At 64.7% G+C, this 15,951-nt stretch carries 12 protein-coding genes and 3 pseudogenes; 8 read left to right on the top strand and 7 right to left on the bottom strand.

Going from position 1 to position 15,951, the window contains the following annotated elements; translation table 11 throughout:
- Positions 1-82 precede the first annotated feature (82 nt).
- On the top strand, positions 83-985 hold the full coding sequence (locus C7R54_RS28600) for an alpha/beta fold hydrolase (protein ID WP_129154329.1): 903 nt from the start codon (positions 83-85) through the stop codon (positions 983-985).
- 126 nt (positions 986-1,111) lie between these two features.
- Complete coding sequence (locus tag C7R54_RS28595) at positions 1,112-2,080, top strand: GlxA family transcriptional regulator (protein ID WP_129154328.1); 969 nt, start codon at positions 1,112-1,114, stop codon at positions 2,078-2,080.
- Between the two features lie 44 nt (positions 2,081-2,124).
- Here C7R54_RS28595 and C7R54_RS28590 read toward each other — a convergent pair whose 3' ends face one another.
- Both C7R54_RS28590 and C7R54_RS28585 read right to left on the bottom strand, forming a co-directional pair.
- Positions 2,125-2,766 (bottom strand): HD domain-containing protein, encoded by a 642-nt coding sequence (locus tag C7R54_RS28590; protein ID WP_129154327.1) that lies wholly within the window; start codon positions 2,764-2,766, stop codon positions 2,125-2,127.
- 419 nt (positions 2,767-3,185) lie between these two features.
- A complete protein-coding gene (locus C7R54_RS28585; protein WP_129154326.1) occupies positions 3,186-4,106 on the bottom strand; it encodes an AraC family transcriptional regulator in 921 nt (306 codons plus the stop codon).
- Between the two features lie 122 nt (positions 4,107-4,228).
- Here C7R54_RS28585 and C7R54_RS28580 point away from each other — a divergent pair, with 122 nt between their 5' ends.
- Together C7R54_RS28580 and C7R54_RS29360 are read left to right on the top strand one after the other, a co-directional pair.
- On the top strand, positions 4,229-5,191 hold the full coding sequence (locus tag C7R54_RS28580) for an SDR family NAD(P)-dependent oxidoreductase (RefSeq protein ID WP_129154325.1): 963 nt from the start codon (positions 4,229-4,231) through the stop codon (positions 5,189-5,191).
- Between the two features lie 10 nt (positions 5,192-5,201).
- A pseudogene (locus C7R54_RS29360) lies at positions 5,202-5,771 on the top strand (LysR family transcriptional regulator); the annotation flags it as partial.
- On the opposite strand, the pseudogene C7R54_RS29525 reads toward C7R54_RS29360, so the two are convergent.
- Positions 5,760-5,939: pseudogene (locus tag C7R54_RS29525) on the bottom strand (Arm DNA-binding domain-containing protein); the annotation flags it as partial. The pseudogenes C7R54_RS29360 and C7R54_RS29525 sit on opposite strands and share 12 nt — an antisense overlap.
- A 124-nt stretch (positions 5,940-6,063) precedes the next feature.
- The gene (acnB, locus tag C7R54_RS28565) at positions 6,064-8,649 is read right to left on the bottom strand and encodes a bifunctional aconitate hydratase 2/2-methylisocitrate dehydratase (RefSeq protein WP_129154324.1); all 2,586 of its coding nucleotides are present in this window, start codon (positions 8,647-8,649) and stop codon (positions 6,064-6,066) included.
- A 264-nt stretch (positions 8,650-8,913) separates the two neighbouring features.
- Between acnB and C7R54_RS28560 the strand changes: the two genes are divergently transcribed.
- The gene (locus tag C7R54_RS28560) at positions 8,914-9,525 is read left to right on the top strand and encodes a transglycosylase SLT domain-containing protein (RefSeq protein WP_204524398.1); all 612 of its coding nucleotides are present in this window, start codon (positions 8,914-8,916) and stop codon (positions 9,523-9,525) included.
- Positions 9,526-9,590: 65 nt separating this feature from the next.
- Here the strand turns inward: C7R54_RS28560 and C7R54_RS28555 are convergent, their stop codons facing one another.
- Complete coding sequence (locus C7R54_RS28555; protein ID WP_129154351.1) at positions 9,591-12,017, bottom strand: DUF3772 domain-containing protein; 2,427 nt, start codon at positions 12,015-12,017, stop codon at positions 9,591-9,593.
- A gap of 356 nt (positions 12,018-12,373) precedes the next feature.
- Here C7R54_RS28555 and C7R54_RS28550 point away from each other — a divergent pair, with 356 nt between their 5' ends.
- The gene (locus tag C7R54_RS28550; RefSeq protein ID WP_129154322.1) at positions 12,374-13,081 is read left to right on the top strand and encodes a glutathione S-transferase; all 708 of its coding nucleotides are present in this window, start codon (positions 12,374-12,376) and stop codon (positions 13,079-13,081) included.
- Here the strand turns inward: C7R54_RS28550 and C7R54_RS28545 are convergent.
- The gene (locus C7R54_RS28545; RefSeq protein ID WP_129154321.1) at positions 13,057-14,028 is read right to left on the bottom strand and encodes a LysR substrate-binding domain-containing protein; all 972 of its coding nucleotides are present in this window, start codon (positions 14,026-14,028) and stop codon (positions 13,057-13,059) included. The genes C7R54_RS28550 and C7R54_RS28545 overlap by 25 nt on opposite strands.
- Positions 14,029-14,181: 153 nt before the next feature.
- On the opposite strand from C7R54_RS28545, the gene C7R54_RS28540 reads away from it, so the two are divergent.
- On the top strand, positions 14,182-14,418 hold the full coding sequence (locus tag C7R54_RS28540) for a hypothetical protein (RefSeq protein ID WP_129154320.1): 237 nt from the start codon (positions 14,182-14,184) through the stop codon (positions 14,416-14,418).
- A gap of 13 nt (positions 14,419-14,431) precedes the next feature.
- Here C7R54_RS28540 and C7R54_RS28535 read toward each other — a convergent pair whose 3' ends face one another.
- On the bottom strand, positions 14,432-14,968 hold the full coding sequence (locus C7R54_RS28535; RefSeq protein ID WP_240039770.1) for a carboxymuconolactone decarboxylase family protein: 537 nt from the start codon (positions 14,966-14,968) through the stop codon (positions 14,432-14,434).
- Positions 14,969-15,745: 777 nt separating this feature from the next.
- Between C7R54_RS28535 and C7R54_RS29090 the strand changes: the two are divergent.
- Positions 15,746-15,951, top strand: a pseudogene (locus C7R54_RS29090) (hypothetical protein); the annotation flags it as partial.

Raw genomic sequence — 15,951 nt, 5'->3', positions numbered from 1 at the left:
ATTTATTATTTATGCCCGGGTAATATTTGACCACCGCCGGGCATCCTGCTTCCGGCACTCCAAACGATCACAAGGAGAGCATATGGGTTTGGTCAAGGCCAACGGCATCGTCCTGGGCTACGACGATTTCGGCGACGCGCACGCGGAGCCGATGCTGTTGATCTCCGGCCTTGGCGCGCAGCGCCTGCGCTGGGCGGCGCCTTTCTGGGCGAACCTGGTGGCACGGGGTTTCCGCGTCATTCGTCATGACAATCGGGACGCTGGCGACTCCAGGCACCTGGACCAGGCGCCGGTGCCCGACTTCGCCGAACTGGCGCGCGCCGCGGCCGAGGGGCGCAAGCCGGACGTGCCCTATACCTTGCACGACATGGTGGACGACGCGGTCGGCCTGCTCGATGCCCTGGACATCGAACGGGCCCATGTCGTCGGCAGTTCCATGGGCGGCATGATTGCCCAGCTGCTGGCAGCCAGGTATCCACGGCGGGTGCTGTCGCTGGCTACACTCATGTCAAGCACGGGCAATCCGGAACTGCCCGGCGCCGCGCCTGAAGTGCTGGCCTTGCTGACCGGACCGGCGCCGCATCCCGCCACGGACGAAGCCGCCTACCTGGCGCATCGCATGGCGCAGGCGCGGCGCCTCGCCGGCCCGGCCTTTCCCTTCGACGAGGACGCCCGCCGTGCGTTGCTGAGGGACGAACTGCGCTGCGCCTACGATCCCGCCGGCACCGCTCGGCAGCTTGCCGCCATCGCCGCCACGGGTGATATCCGGCCTTGGCTGGCGCGGGTGCGGGCGCCGACGCTGGTGGTCCACGGCGCGGACGATCCGCTGGTACCTCCGGCTTGCGGTGAGGACAGCGCCGCCTCCATCCCCGGCGCCACGCTCATGATGATCGACGGCATGGGGCACGACCTGCCCGCGCCGCTCTATCCCGTCCTGGCGGACGCAATCGCCCGTAATGCGGGATGGCGGGAGAGCCGGACCTAGGCGCGCATGGCAGGGCGTCAATTTTGTCCTGAATCGATGTATTGTGCGTATAACAGACAGGAATGATGGCGCGTTGAATGATGGCCGTTTCAAGCTGCGCGCCACGCTGCCATGCCACACCGGACCATGACCAGGACCATCGCCATCCTCGCCTTTCCCGGCGTCCAGCTGCTGGATGTGTCAGGCCCGCTCGATGTCTTCGCGCAAGCGAATATCGAGCTGGGCCGCAAGGTCTATGCGCTGCTGGTGGTGGGGCAGGACGCCTCGCCCATCACCAGTTCCTCCGGTGCGCGATTGCTGCCCGACGCCGTCATCGGCGATGCGAACCGGAAAATCGATACGCTGCTGGTCGCCGGCGGGCCCCATGCCGCGGACATGCTCTTGAGCGAGCAGGCGAAGCAGTGGCTGCGGGCCACCGCCCGGAGAACCCGGCGCTTCGGCTCGGTCTGCACCGGCGCCCTGATGCTCGCCGCGGCCGGACTGCTCGAAAACAAGCGGGTGACGACGCACTGGGCGGTGGCAAGCGACCTGAAGCAGGCCTATCCGTCCATCACGGTCGAGGAAGACGCCCTGCATGTGCGAGACGGCAAGGTCAGGACTTCGGCGGGCGTCACCGCGGGCCTGGACCTGGCGCTTGCCCTGGTCGAGGAGGACTGCGGCAGGGAGATCGCGGCCCGGGTCGCATCCCAACTGGTCATGTTCTTCAAGCGTCCCGGCGGGCAATTGCAATTCAGCCGCAAGGGGCGCACCGGCCTGGCGGGGCGTTCCGTGCTGCAAGCGGTGCAGCGCTGGGCCGCGGCCCATCCCACCGAGGATTTGTCGGTGGGCGCGCTGGCTGCGCGTGCCAAGCTCAGCCAGCGGCACTTTGCGCGTTTGTTCCAGGCGGAAGTCGGCGTCACGCCTGCCGCCTGGGTAGAAATGATGCGGGTGTCCGCCGCCCGCGCGCTGCTGGAGGCGGGCTCGGACACGCCCAAGCAGGCGGCGGCCAAATGCGGCTTCGCGAATGCCGATACCCTGCGCCGCAGCTTCATCAAGCACGTCGGCGTGTCGCCGGCGATGTACCGGCGCAATCAGGGCAGGATGGGTGCCGGGTAGACCCTCATCCCATCATCCTTTCGGCGCGCCTGGCCGCGGGCATCCTACGCAGCCCAGGCCGAAGCGCGGATCACGCCGCAGAAGTTCATCGGCTTGAACGACGGGTTCTTGTCGGCCAGCACGTCGGCCTTCACATTGCCGAAGGTCGTGTGCGGCTTGTGCTTGATGCCGTCATGGAAGGCCTGGATGATGTCTTCCTTGAACCGCGGGGTGCGCGGATGGGCCGCCACGATGGACTCGCGCTCGGCGTCGCTGTATTGGCCGTAGGCGAGCCCCAACACATCCATTTCCACGCCCGCCGTGACCAGGGCGATGACCGGATCCATGAACTCGGGGATGCCGGGCGTCGTATGCAGCGCGATGCTGGTCCAGACCAGGTCGATGTCCCTTTGGCTGATCCCGTGGCTTTCCAGGAAGTCGCGGGCGGCGTTGGCGCCGTCCACTTCGAAACGGCAGCAATCGCTGCTGTGCGCGCGGGTCAGGCCCATGTCATGGAACATGCAGCCGCAATACAGCAGCTCGGGATCGAATTTCAGGCCGCGCTTCCTGCCCGCCAGCGCGCCGAAGTAATAGACGCGACTGGAGTGATGGAACAGCAGCGGCGACTCGGTGTCGCGCACCAGCTCGGTGATTTCGCGGGCAAGCTGGCTGTCGGGGATCGTTACGCCATCGATGTCGAGACTCATGTCGGGCTCCTTGAAAAGTGCTCGACTTCATTCTGCGCAGGGATGGGGGTGGCTTCAATAGGCTTGATACGTCAATTCCTGCCAATTTGCGCGGAAAGGCGACACGGCGCTTAAACGGCCCTCTGAAGGGCCCGATAAGGGACCCGATAACGAATAACGTAAGCGACACAGAGGCCGATGCTTGCTTCCCCTGGTCCCGCCGGCTTCGTTCCGGCATGAAAAATGTCTGTTGTCAAGCATCGAGCATGGAAGCGCAGCGGCACGAAAGGCCTTACAGAGCAATCGGTCAGGCCGAATTTGAGGCGTCGTCCGAATCTTGCGCCTGAGCCGCCAGGGGCAACATGGGGGCCTTTCCGAGGTTAACGCTGGCGTGATGCAACGTATGCAGGATAACCATGCACGATGGTGGATACGGAATGCTAGGGTCTGATAACAGATGCCGATTTCTCCCTGTACTCACGCGGTGAGCATTTCATGATGCGCTTGAAAGCATGGCTGAATGCGCTGTCAGAGTCATAGCCCAATTTCTGCGCTATCGAGGAAATCGTGGCGTGATTGGCTTTCAATGATCGTGAAGCCAGCTGCATTCGCCAGCGTGAAACGTATTCCAGCGGCGTGATGCCGGCTTTCTGCTTGAAATGCAAGGCAAAGGTCGAGCGAGACACGCCTGCGACTTGGGCAAGGTCTTCGACTGTCCAAGAACGCGCAGGATCGGCATGGATCGCTTGTATGGCGGTGCCGATGCGTAGATCGGAAACGGCCAGCAACCAACTGGGCATATTGTTACCTTCCTGTTCCAGATAAAGCCGCAGAACCTGCACCAGCATGATGTGGCCGAGATGTTGAACCACCACCGAGCCGCCCGGTGAGGGCGTCGCAAGTTCATGGGCCAGACGGTGCAAGGCCCAGCTCAACACGGACGCTTGATCTGAGCCGCTTTTGATGACTGCCACGGGCGGCAGTCCATCGAACAAAAGGTTGGCTTCCTCACCGAATGCAAAGCGGCCACCGATCAAGAAGAACGCATCGGCTGTGCCGCAGCGCGCGATGCCGTTGACGGCATGGCAATAAATTTCGTCGGAATGAATAGCTGGCAGAGAAAGGTCACTGCAAAGCGAAAACGTGCGCTTGCGTGACAGCAGAAAACAATCTCCGCTTTCCAGTCGGATGGGTTTCTCCACACCGTCCACGGTCAGCCAACAGGCTCCTTCAACGATGGCGTTGAACTTGATGCCGTCAGGGGGCGGAAAGTCGATAGCCCAACTGCCACCGGCTTTCAGCCCTGCAAAAACGGAACCCTGAGCAGTCAGGAGTGAGAGGACTTCAGATAGCGGATCCATTGGCTTTCGGACGATGTCGATAGAAATCAGGACTTTGTTGCATTCACAGTCCTAAGTCTAGCGCGGACAATGCCGGACATGGGCTTTACCCCGATTTCATGCCACCGTCACAGGAACATTCCATGACCAGCAAACAACTTCCCATCCACTCCGGTTTCGGCGCGGCAACCACCGCAGCGGAGGTACTCGCGGGGCGCAATCTGTCCGGCGTCACGGCCATCGTCACTGGTGGTCATTCCGGCTTGGGGCTGGAGACGACGCGGGCATTGGCGGGTGCTGGCGCACATGTCATTGTCGCCGCCCGTGACGTGGACACCGCACGAACGAAGATCAGCGCCATTCCCGATGCGGAAGTTGAACGGCTCGATCTTTCCGATCAAGCCAGCGTGCGCGAGTTTGCCGACCGCTTTCTCGCCCGTAAGCAGCACGTTGACATCCTGATCGGCAGCGCAGGCATCATGGCGTGCGCGGAAACCCGCGTGGGGCCGGGCTGGGAAGCGCAGTTCGCCACCAACCACCTCGGGCATTACGCGCTGGTCAATCTGCTTTGGCCTGCGCTCAAAGGCGGTGCCAGGGTCGTGGCAGTCTCATCGGCGGGCCATCACCAGTCGGCCATTCGATGGAATGATGTGCAGTTCACACAGGGTTACGACAAGTGGCTGGCCTATGGGCAATCAAAAACCGCGAATGCCCTGTTCGCCGTTCATCTGGACAGGCTTGGTCAAAGCGAGGGCGTGCGTGCTTTCTCCCTCCATCCCGGCAAAATTTTCACGCCGCTTCAGCGCCATCTAACACAAGACGAAATGATTGCCGCAGGATGGCTTGATGCCAACGGCAATCCTGCTGACCCGACGTTCAAGACCACCGAGCAAGGCGCAGCGACCCAAGTATGGGCGGCGACCTCCTCGCAGTTGAATGGCATGGGTGGGGTGTATTGCGAAGACTGCGAGATCGCCGAAGTGGATGGAAGCGAACCGCCATCCTTCGTTGGCGTGCGCGCTTACGCCACTGACCCCGAGCAAGCCGAACGTCTTTGGGCACTATCCGCTCAACTTACCGGGATTGACGCTTTCTCGGCGAAGTGAGTAGTTTGATATGGAACTTCGGCATTTGCGCTGTTTCCTGGCCGTTGCCGAAGAACTCCATTTCGCCCGCGCAGCAGAGAAACTGCACATCGAACAGTCGCCATTGTCGCGGCAAATCGCCGGACTGCGCGAAGACCTCTACGACGCCTGATTCGCTTAGTCCAACGAAGTGGGCGACGGCTTGCTGGCGGTGCCTGCATGGCATCACCCACTGGTGGTCGCGGTGCCGGCCAAGCATCCGCTGCTGACCCACAAACGCATCCCCCTGGAAAAAGTCCTGCGCTATCCCTCGGCGATGGGCGACCCGCACGCTTGCGAGGGCTACTGCCGGCAGATTGCACGGGTGCTGCGCACTGTAGATGTGGAGCCGCTGGTGGCCGAAGAAGTCGCTTCGCTCGATCTAATGCTGACTCTGGTTTCAGCCGGTTATGCCTTGGCGTTGATCGGGGCATCGCAGATCGCGGCTTGCCGTTCCACTGACGTGACCAGCCGCCCGCTGGCGGGCGTGTCGTCTGTCCTGACAACCTACCTGCTGCGGGTCGATACGGTTCCTTCTGAACCGCTATCCTTCCTTGACCGTGGGGGCTTTGCGCGCTGCGGCCTTGTCGGCGGCGGGGTCGCCGCCCCGGCGCACCTGGGCCAGCCATTCCTGCGCCAGCGAGCGGGCCTGCTCGACGGTCAATTCCCCGTACTGGCCCAAGGCAGGCTTGCGGCGCTCGCCCGCGTTTGTGCGGTACTGGAGCATGTATCGAGCCTTGGCGTAGTCCAGCGAAATGCGGTACTGGAGTCATCGTGAAATGAAAAAACCCGGCCGAAGCCGGGTTTCCGAAGCTGGGCGGCCGCGAGGCCGCCCGGGCCGTTCAAGCGCTTACTCAGACTTCGACCACATCGGCCACGTCCTTGTAGTCCTCGATCTTGTCGAAGTTCAGGTACTGGTAGATCTTGTCGCCGTTCTCGTTGATGACGCCGATGTCGGCCATGTACTCCTCGCGGGTCGGGATGCGGCCCAGCTTGGAGCAAATGGCGGCCAGTTCCGCCGAGCCCAGGTAGACGTTGGTGTTCTTGCCCAGGCGGTTGGGGAAGTTGCGGGTGCTGGTCGACATGACGGTCGCGCCTTCGCGCACCTGGGCCTGGTTGCCCATGCACAGCGAGCAGCCGGGCATTTCGGTGCGCGCGCCGGCGCCGCCGAAGACGCCGTAGTGGCCTTCCTCGGTGAGCTGTTGCGCGTCCATCTTGGTGGGCGGGGCAACCCACAGCTTGACCGGGATATCGCGCTTGCCTTCGAGCAGCTTGGACGCCGCGCGGAAGTGGCCGATATTGGTCATGCAGCTGCCGATGAACACTTCGTCGATCTTGGCGCCGGCGACGTCGGACAGCGTCTTCACGTCATCCGGGTCGTTGGGGCAGGCGACGATGGGTTCATGGATGTCGGCCAGGTCGATTTCGATGACGGCCGCGTATTCGGCGTCGGCATCGGGCTCCAGCAGTTGCGGGTTGGCCAGCCAGGCTTCCATGGCCTGGATGCGACGGCGGATCGAGCGCTCGTCCTGGTAGCCGTTGGCGATGAGCCACTTCAACATCACGATGTTGCTGTTGATGTATTCGATGATGGGCTCTTTGTTCAGGCGCACCGTGCAGCCGGCGGCCGAGCGTTCAGCCGACGCGTCCGACAGCTCGAAAGCCTGTTCGCACTTCAGGTCCGGCAGGCCTTCGATTTCCAGGATGCGGCCGGAGAAGATGTTCTTCTTGTTCTGCTTTTCAACGGTCAGCAGGCCAGCCTTGATGGCGTACAGCGGAATGGCGTTGACCAGGTCGCGCAGGGTGACGCCGGGCTGCATCTTGCCCTTGAAGCGGACCAGCACCGATTCCGGCATGTCCAGCGGCATCACGCCGGTGGCCGCGGCGAACGCCACCAGGCCCGAACCGGCCGGGAAGGAGATGCCGATGGGGAAGCGGGTGTGCGAATCGCCGCCGGTGCCGACGGTGTCGGGCAACAGCATGCGGTTCAGCCACGAGTGGATCACGCCGTCGCCCGGCTTCAGCGAAATGCCGCCGCGGTTGCTCATGAAGGCCGGCAGCGTGTGGTGCGTCTTGACGTCCACGGGCTTGGGATAGGCGGCGGTGTGGCAGAACGACTGCATCACCAGGTCGGCCGAGAAGCCCAGGCAGGCCAGGTCCTTCAGCTCGTCGCGGGTCATGGTGCCGGTGGTGTCCTGGCTGCCGACCGACGTCATCTTCGGTTCGCAGTAGGCGCCCGGGCGCACGCCCTTGCCTTCCGGCAGGCCGCAGGCGCGGCCGACCATCTTCTGCGCCAGGGTGTAGCCCTTGGTGCTGGCGACCGGGTCCTGGGGCAGGCGGAACAGCGTGGAGGGCGGCAGGCCCAGGGATTCGCGCGCCTTGGCGGTGAGGCCGCGGCCGATGATCAGCGGAATGCGGCCGCCGGCGCGCACTTCGTCGAACAGCACGTCGGACTTGACCTGGAATTCGGCGATGACCTTGCCGTCCTTCAGCGCCTTGCCTTCATAGGGGCGCAGTTCGATTTCGTCGCCCATGTTCATGCCGGACACATCCAGCTCGATCGGCAGCGCGCCGGCGTCTTCCATGGTGTTGTAGAAGATCGGGGCGATCTTGCTGCCCAGGCAGACGCCGCCGAAGCGCTTGTTCGGGACGAAGGGGATATCTTCGCCGGTGAACCACAGCACCGAGTTGGTGGCCGACTTGCGCGAGGAGCCAGTGCCCACCACGTCGCCGACGTAGGCGACCAGGTTGCCGCGCTGCTTCAGTTCGTTCAGGAACTTGAGGGGGCCGACCTTGCCCGGCTCGTCGGGCACGATGCCGTCGCGGGGGTTCTTCAGCATGGCCAGCGCGTGCAGCGGGATGTCCGGACGGCTCCAGGCATCGGGCGCGGGCGACAGGTCGTCGGTATTGGTTTCGCCGGTGACCTTGAAAACGGTCAGCTTCAGGCTTTGGGGGACTTCGGGACGGCTGGTGAACCACTCGGCGTCGGCCCAGCTTTGCAGCACGGCCTTGGCGTTGGCATTGCCCTTGTCGGCCTTTTCCTTGACGTCGTGGAACTGGTCGAACATCAACAGGGTGGTCTTCAGGCCGTTGGCGGCCACGGCGCCCACTTCGGCATCGTCCAGCAGTTCGATCAGCGCGCTGATGTTGTAGCCGCCCAGCATGGTGCCGAGCAGTTCCGTAGCCTTGGCGCGGCTGATCAGGGGACACGATTCCTTGCCGAGCGCGACGGCGGCCAGGTACGAAGCCTTGACCTTGGCGGCGTCATCCACGCCGGCGGGCACGCGGTGGGTGATGAGGTCGAGCAGATAGGCTTCCTCGCCGGCCGGGGGCGCCTTCAGCAGTTCGATCAGGTCGGCGGTCTGCTGCGCCGACAGAGGCAGCGGGGGGATTCCCAAGGCCGCGCGTTCGGCGACGTGTTGGCGATAAGTTTCTAGCATGAAGGTGCCTGCTTAGCGGTTGGTGAGGGAAGAGTCTCGGCGGCGATTGTAGTAGTCCGCCGGCGTGGGATCAAGGGGTCTTATATCTTATATAAGACATGAGGACGGCGTGCAACGTAAAACGGGGCGCGGCCGATGCGGGCGGCGCGGGGCGCGGGGGCGATGCACACCGTTACAATCGGCGCTTCGCTTTTCTGGGAGGCGCGCTTGCCCGACCTGCTCCGCTCACGCCCATGCCGCGCCGCGCGCCGGCCTGCCGGAGGAATCGTGCGCGCCCTTAGCCTTGCCGTCCTGCTGGCGGTGCTGGGCGCGCTGGCCGGTTGCGCCACGTCGCCGCCCCGCAATCCCGACGACATCTGCGCCATCTTTCGCGAAAAAGACGACTGGTACGATGCGGCCGTCTCCACCGAGAAGAAATGGGGCGTGCCGGTGCAGGTCCCCTTCGCCATCCTGTACCAGGAGTCCGGCTTCCGCCAGGACGCCAAGCCGCCGCGCGATTATCTGCTATGGGTCATTCCCTGGGGCCGGGTCAGTTCCGCCTACGGCTACGCCCAGGTCAAGGACGAGACCTGGGACGATTATGTCCGGGAGAACAGCCGCTGGTTCGCCCACCGTGACGATTTCAGCGACGCCATGGACTTCATGGGCTGGTACATCACCAAGACCCAGCGCCTGAACGGCGTGGCCAAGACCGACGCCTATGGCCAGTACCTGAACTATCACGAAGGCTGGGGCGGCTATCGTGCCGGCACCTATCGCAAGAAGGCCTGGCTGACGGGCGTTTCGCGCAAGGTGCAGGCGCGGGCCGAGCGCTACCGCGTGCAATACGCGGGCTGCAAGAAGGACCTCGACCGGGGCTTCTGGAGTTTCTTCTAGCCCGCGCCGGCGCCCGGCGCGGGGTGGTGCTCCGGGGTGGAGTACCGGGTGGACTACCCAGGGACTCAGGGCTGCGCGTCGTCCGACGCCGGAGGCGCGGCCGCCACGGTAGATGGCGCCCTTGGCGCCAATGGCGCCAAGGGCGCCAGCGCCGGCATCGAGGCTGCCACGGGCGCGCTTACCAGCAGGGTGGGCGGCTTGCCCAGCGTGATGCCGTTCTGCGCCAGCCGTTGCAGGATATCGAACAGCAGCGTGCTCCGCGTGCCGTAGGCCTGGCGCGGCGACGAGACATACGCGGTGGCGTTGAACTGCAGATTGCTGGCGTCGATGGCGTCCAGGTAGACGTTGGGCGGCGGCGCTTCCAGGACATCCGGATGCTCGGCGAAGGCCGCCAGGATGGTTTCCTTGACCGTGGCCGCGTTCGCGCTCAAGGGCATCGGCAGCTTGATCTGGACCAGGCCCAGCGGGTTGGCGTGGGTGACGTTGCGCACCGTCTTGGTGATGAATTCCGAGTTCGGCACGATCACCGTGGAACGGTCGCTCATCTGGATCTCGGTCGCGCGCACGTTGATGCGGCGGATATCGCCTTCCACCCCGCCCAGCGACACCCAGTCTCCCACCTTGACCGGCCGCTCGGCCAGCAGTATCAGGCCCGAGACGAAGTTCTGCACCACCGCCTGGAGGCCGAAACCTATCCCCACCGACAGGGCGCTGGCGACCCAGGCCACTCTTTCCAGCCCGATGCCCAGCGCCGACAGCGACAAGGCAACCGCGATCACGATGCCCACGTAGCCGAACAAGGTCGTGGTGGACGTCTGCATGCCGGTGTCCAGCGTCGTGGTCGGCAGGAAGTGCGCGGTGAGCCAGCGCTTGAGCACCCGCACGGCCAGCAGCCCCAGGGCCAGCACCAGCAGGCCTTGCATCAGGGCCGCGGGACGCAGTTGCACCTCGCCGATGGCCAGGCCGTTGCGCCACTGGTCCACCCGTTGCAGCAGTTCCGTCGGCCCTTCGCCGAACTGGCTCAGCACCAGGGTGATGGCCACCACCGCGATGAACAGCCGCGCGACGCCGGACAGCAGCACGGCGGCCTGGTCGCGCAGGCGGGGCGTGTGCCTGTCCTGGTCCTTGTCCTTGTCGCCATGGTCGCGCCGGGATCCCAGCACGGCGATAAAGAAATCGTCGACCAGCAGGGAGAGCAGGTAGGTGGCCGCGACCACGATGATGCTCCATATCAGCTGCTTCACCACGAAGTTGCCGAACGCCACGTAGCCGACCAGCAGCGCCACCAGCGCGCCGGTCAACGCCAGCCAGATGGCGCTGACGGCGATGACGTAAAGCAGGCTGCGCGGCGGCACGCGCCCTGTTTCGGGGTCGCGCAGCGCGCTGCGCCGCGCGCGTTCCAGCCGTGTCAGCCCCAGCGCCACGATGCTGCCAAGCGCGAAGGCGGCAATGCAATTCGCGAGGATGGTGGTGCTGAGGCTGGCGCTGATGACGCCGGGCAGGCGTTCGAATACCCAGATCAGGCTCACCAGCGGTCCCAGCGTCAATGGGAACCAGCGCATGCGCGTGGCGATCTCGTCGGGGATGTTGAGCAGGCGCCACGAGGGGCGCGAGGGCTCCAGCAGCGCGATGCCCAGGCCGGCCACGAAGCCGCCGAAGCAGATGATGCCGGCGGTGCCGGCCAGCAGCGCGCGGGTGTCGTCGGCCAGGTCGCCGGTCCAGTCCAGCGCGATGAAGGCCAGTTCCGCGATCAGCCCTGGCGTGATCGTCGCCAGCAGGACGATGGTCAAGGCATGCACGGAGCGGCGCAGGCGTCCGGCGGGGACGCGTGACGCGGTGAGACGGATCAGCGCGCGGCTGATCAAGGTCCACAAGCCAATGACGATCGCCAGCGCCGCGGCCAGCGCGATCCAGGCCCACGCCGGCGGGCCGGCCAGCGCGGCCTCCAGTTCTTCGGTCAGGTCTCCCAGGCGCGCGATGTCGCGTGGGCCGTCGCCGCGGAATTCCGACCAGAAGGGCGCGCCCAGAATGGACGCTCGCCGCTCGCCCAGGCGGGCCTGGAATTGCGCGCGGCGCACATTGGCGACCTGCTCGGCGGTCTGTACGCCCTCGACCGACAGCAGGCGCGCCAGCTTGACCTGCGCGTCCAGCGCGGTACGCGATTTTTCCAGTTCGGCGCGCTGCGTGGCGACATCGTGCGCTTCCTTGGCGCCGTCGGGCACCGGGCCCAGCTCCGTCAGGCGGGCCTGCATCGCGGCGACCGCGGGCGCCAGGCGGTCGGCGATGGCGTCGGCCTTGGTCTGGATGTCGAGGGCGGCGGCGCGGCGGCGCAACAGCTCGGCATCGTCCGTCACGTCGCTCAGGCCCTTGCGTAGGGCATCCATCTGCTTGCGCGCGGCGTCCAGGGCCTTTTCCGGCGATTTTTCGGCATCGGTGGTTGCCGTGGCGCCGCCTTGCGCGTGGGCGGGAGGGGCGACGCCGGCCAGGAGCATGCCCAGGCACAGGTTCAGGCAGAGCCACAGGGACAGGACCAGGCCGCGGGCAATCCCATGGGCCGGGCCGGCGCCTTGCGCCAGGTGCGTGCCCTGGGCCGCCGCCAAGGCTGGCGTGCGGGGGCGCGTAACGATCGAGGAGTTCATTCTTGCGGGAGGGTTTTGGGACGGTCGCAGCATAACAAGCCGATTCCCCCCATGTGCAACAAACTAATGCGGTGGCGAGGGACCGGCTCCAGTCGGCATATCGTGGACTCCTGCGCAGGACAGCCGTGGGGTATCCAGGCGGGCAGCAAGGGCAGGCATCCCGGTTGCGCCCGGTTGGACTTTCCTCATTCCTTTTACAGGAGGCGGTAATGGTCTATGACCTTTGGTATTGGACAGGCATTCCCGGGCGTGGCGAGTTCGTCCGCCTGGCGCTGGAGGCCGCGGGCCTGCCGTATCGGGACCGCGCGCGGGAGCCGAACGGGGAGGAGGCCATGTTGCGCGACATGCGCGCCCATCCGCTGTGCCCGCCTTTCGCGCCGCCGTATCTGGTGGCCGGCGAGCTGGTCATCGCGCAGACGGCCAATATCCTGCTGTACCTGGGTGAAAAGCACGGCCTGGCGCCGGATGATGTGGCGGGCCGGCTGTGGGTCAACCAGTTGCAGCTCACCATCGCGGACGTGGTGACCGAGGCGCATGACAGCCATCATCCGGTGGCCGCCGGCCTCTACTACGACGAGCAGCAGCAAGAGGCGCGGCGCCGGGCCGACGATTTCCGCAATAGCCGCATGCCGAAATTCCTGGGCTACTTCGACGCCGTCCTGGCCGCGCGCGGCGACTGGCTGGCGGGTGGCGTGCGCTGGAGTTATGCCGATCTTTCCCTGTTCCATCTGGTCGACGGCTTGCTCTATGCCTTTCCGAAGCGCATGGAGACGCTGGTCCGGCAATATCCGCGCGTGACCGAGCTGCATGCGCGGGTGGCCGGCTTGCCCGAGTTGCAGGACTACTTCAAGAGCGACCGGCGCCTTCCTTATGGCGACGGCATTTTCCGCCACTACCGGGAACTGGATAGCGCGTGAGAGGCCGGCTCCGGCCTGTCTTGCCGCAGCGCCAGCCGCGACGCGTCCAGCTCTGCCCGTATCCAGTCGCGCAGGATCAATAGCGGTGGCCAGTCCCGCAGATTGGTCGGGTAGACGAGCTGGTAGGCGTGGGCGGTGTCGTAGGGAATTTCGACCGGCGACAGGCGCACCAGGCGGCCGTCGCGCAAGGCGTCCGCCGCCAGCAGTTCACGCACCACCGCCAGGCCCAGGTTCTGTTCGACCGCCGCCAAGAGCAGGCCTGCGTCATTGAAAACCGCGACCGTGCTTACCTTGCAGGGCGCGCCGGCCGCGCTGAACCACTGCTCCCACAGTCCTGCTTCACCCAGCAGGGGCTCGCGCGCATAGTCGGTCGGCGTCGCGCCGGCCAGCCGCCGCGCCGCGGCGGGCGAGCCGACCAGGATCATGGGCATGGGGTGGTCGAACAATTTCTCCGACTCCAGGCCGGGCCACGGGCCGCGTCCTTGCCGCAAGGCGGCGTGAAAGCCTTCGCGCCGCACGTCGACCAGTTGCTGCGAGCTCTCGATCTCGAGGGCGATCTCGGGATGCTGTTCGCGCCAACGTCCCATGCGGGGCAGCAGCCAGCGCTGCGCGAACGACGGCAGCACGCTCAGTCGCAAGCGCTGGCGGGTTGAACCGGCCACGGCCGCGGCCGCCTGCATCCCTTCATCCAGTTGCGCCAGCGCTTCCTTGACGTAAGGCAGCAAGGCGGCGCCCGCGGCATTGAGACGCAAGCGCCGGCCATGCCGGTCGAATACGGAATGGCCCAGCTGCGTTTCCAGCACGCGCAGCTGTTGGCTGACGGCGCTGTGCGTCAGGTGCAGGGCATCCGCCGCCGCGCGCAGGTTCTGCAGTTCGGCGATCGCACGGAAGGTGGGGAGGGTGTTTAGCGGCAGTCTGGGCATCTGGTAAGGATAGCTGTCCAGCATGGGCAGAACAAGTCGATTCCCAAGGGAGGTTTGGTTCCATATCCTGAACAGAATGTCATTTCCAGACCCGCGGTGAACCGGGCCGGTCGGAACGCAGGCCGCTTTCCACGCCACCGAGCCGAAACGGGCGGGAGGTCTTTTCAGGAGATATCGATGAGTCGGGAACAGGTCGTGCCGGATGCGCTGTCGGCGGCGCCCGCGCAAGCGGTTGGGGAGGGGTGGTTGCCGCGTTGGCTGGCATGGTGGCGCCGGCCGGCAGGGGGCAATGCCGTCGGGCATCTGGACGAGCATTTGGCGCGCGACATAGGCCTGCCGCAGGACGAGGTCAACAGGCTGCGGGTGGACCGACTCTTGTCGCAAGGGCGCGATAGCGAGCCGTGGTTGTGGTGAGGCGCCGGCGGCGTCAGTGGCCTTCCTGCTCCGTCGCGCCCAGCTCGCAAGGCTTGCCTTCCGGCGGGCGTATATCGAAGACGTTCAAGGTCATCGAGATCATCGTGTAGTAGCCGGCGATGCCAACCAGGTCGATGACCCCCGCTTCGCCCAGCACATGCACGATGCGGTCATAGAGTGCTTGCCCGATGGCGCGTTCCGCGTGCAGGACATCGAGGAACTCGTGAATCAAGGCTTCATCCGGGTTGCCGTAAGGAATGGGGCGGCCATCGCGCAGGGCCTCTATCATTTCCGTGCTGATGCCCGCCTTGAGCGCCGCCGGCTTGTGGGCCCACCATTCGAAGTCCGAACGCCAATGGCGTGCCAATATCAGGATGGCCCATTCCGAAAGCCGGGCCGGCAGACTGGTCTCGAAACGGCAATAGCGGCCCAGTGCCTGGGCCGGCTCCGCCAGCGCGGGGCGATGCAGCCACACGGCGAGAGGGCCGCGCACCTGGCCGCGCGGTCCGGACGTGATCACGTCGTGTATGCGTTTTTGTTCGGGCGTCATCTGAGCGGGCTCCAGTATGGGAACTCGGGGCAAACGGGTCGAACTCATATGACTTCTCCAAGGCATCCAGGGCCACGCTGGCCAGCGAACCGGCTATTCCGGCGCGGCCGGGTTGGCGCGCACTACAAAACTGCCAACTGCCGATTTAAAACTGCCGAAGTTCAAACCGCTGAACTTCGAGCGACTCATGGCCGCCATTGTGGCGGGTGCGCGCCTACATGCATCTGAAACTGTTGCGTTGCGGCATGGCGGCACGGCGTGCGCTGCGCATGTGCTGGTTGCGTGCCCATGCGTGTGCGTCCATATAAGTACGTGTATGCGCGTCCATATGTGTATGCGCGTGGGTGCGCGTCCATACGTGTATGTGCGTCCGTCCGCGTGCATTGGCCATCTCTGTGCGTGGTCATATAAGGCAGAGGATTCCAGCCAGCGACACGGGTCCGCGTCACGCCGTGCCCCTTGCGCCGAGCATGTGTCGGATGAACGCCGACGTTGGATAAAAATTTTTGCGGGGGTCTCCCACACGCGCCAGAAAGCTGTGCTATAGTCTCGCTCCTTCGCTGCTCTGACACGAAAACGCAACGACGAAACAGTAGGAATTTCCCGCAGTTTCGAAGGCGCAAAAAACGAGTCTGTAGTCGTGAAGGTGAAGTGAGAAGAAGCAGTTCAAGGTCGGGCGCGCAGCGCCGCCGAGAATGGTTTCAGCGAAGTCCGGTAGCGGACCGAGCAAGGCAGGTTTCAGATGCAAGGCGGTGACTTCGAAGAAGCACGCAGCGTTTGAAAGAAGTAAAAAAGTTCAGAAATGAATTTGACAACTTCAAAAAACTGCTTCATAATCTCGTTTCTCTGCTGCTGACACAGCGACGCAACGAAAATGGCGTAGCGAGTCAGGCAAACAGCGAAAGGCAGTTGGCAGTACCGCTCTTTAACAACGAAACAACCGATAAGTGTGGGCGCTTGATGCGGATCGCGCGACCATCGAG

This window comes from Achromobacter aloeverae (genome assembly GCF_004121055.1).
Lineage (GTDB): Bacteria > Pseudomonadota > Gammaproteobacteria > Burkholderiales > Burkholderiaceae_B > Bordetella_C > Bordetella_C aloeverae.
This window is presented reverse-complemented; position numbering and strand designations above follow the sequence as displayed.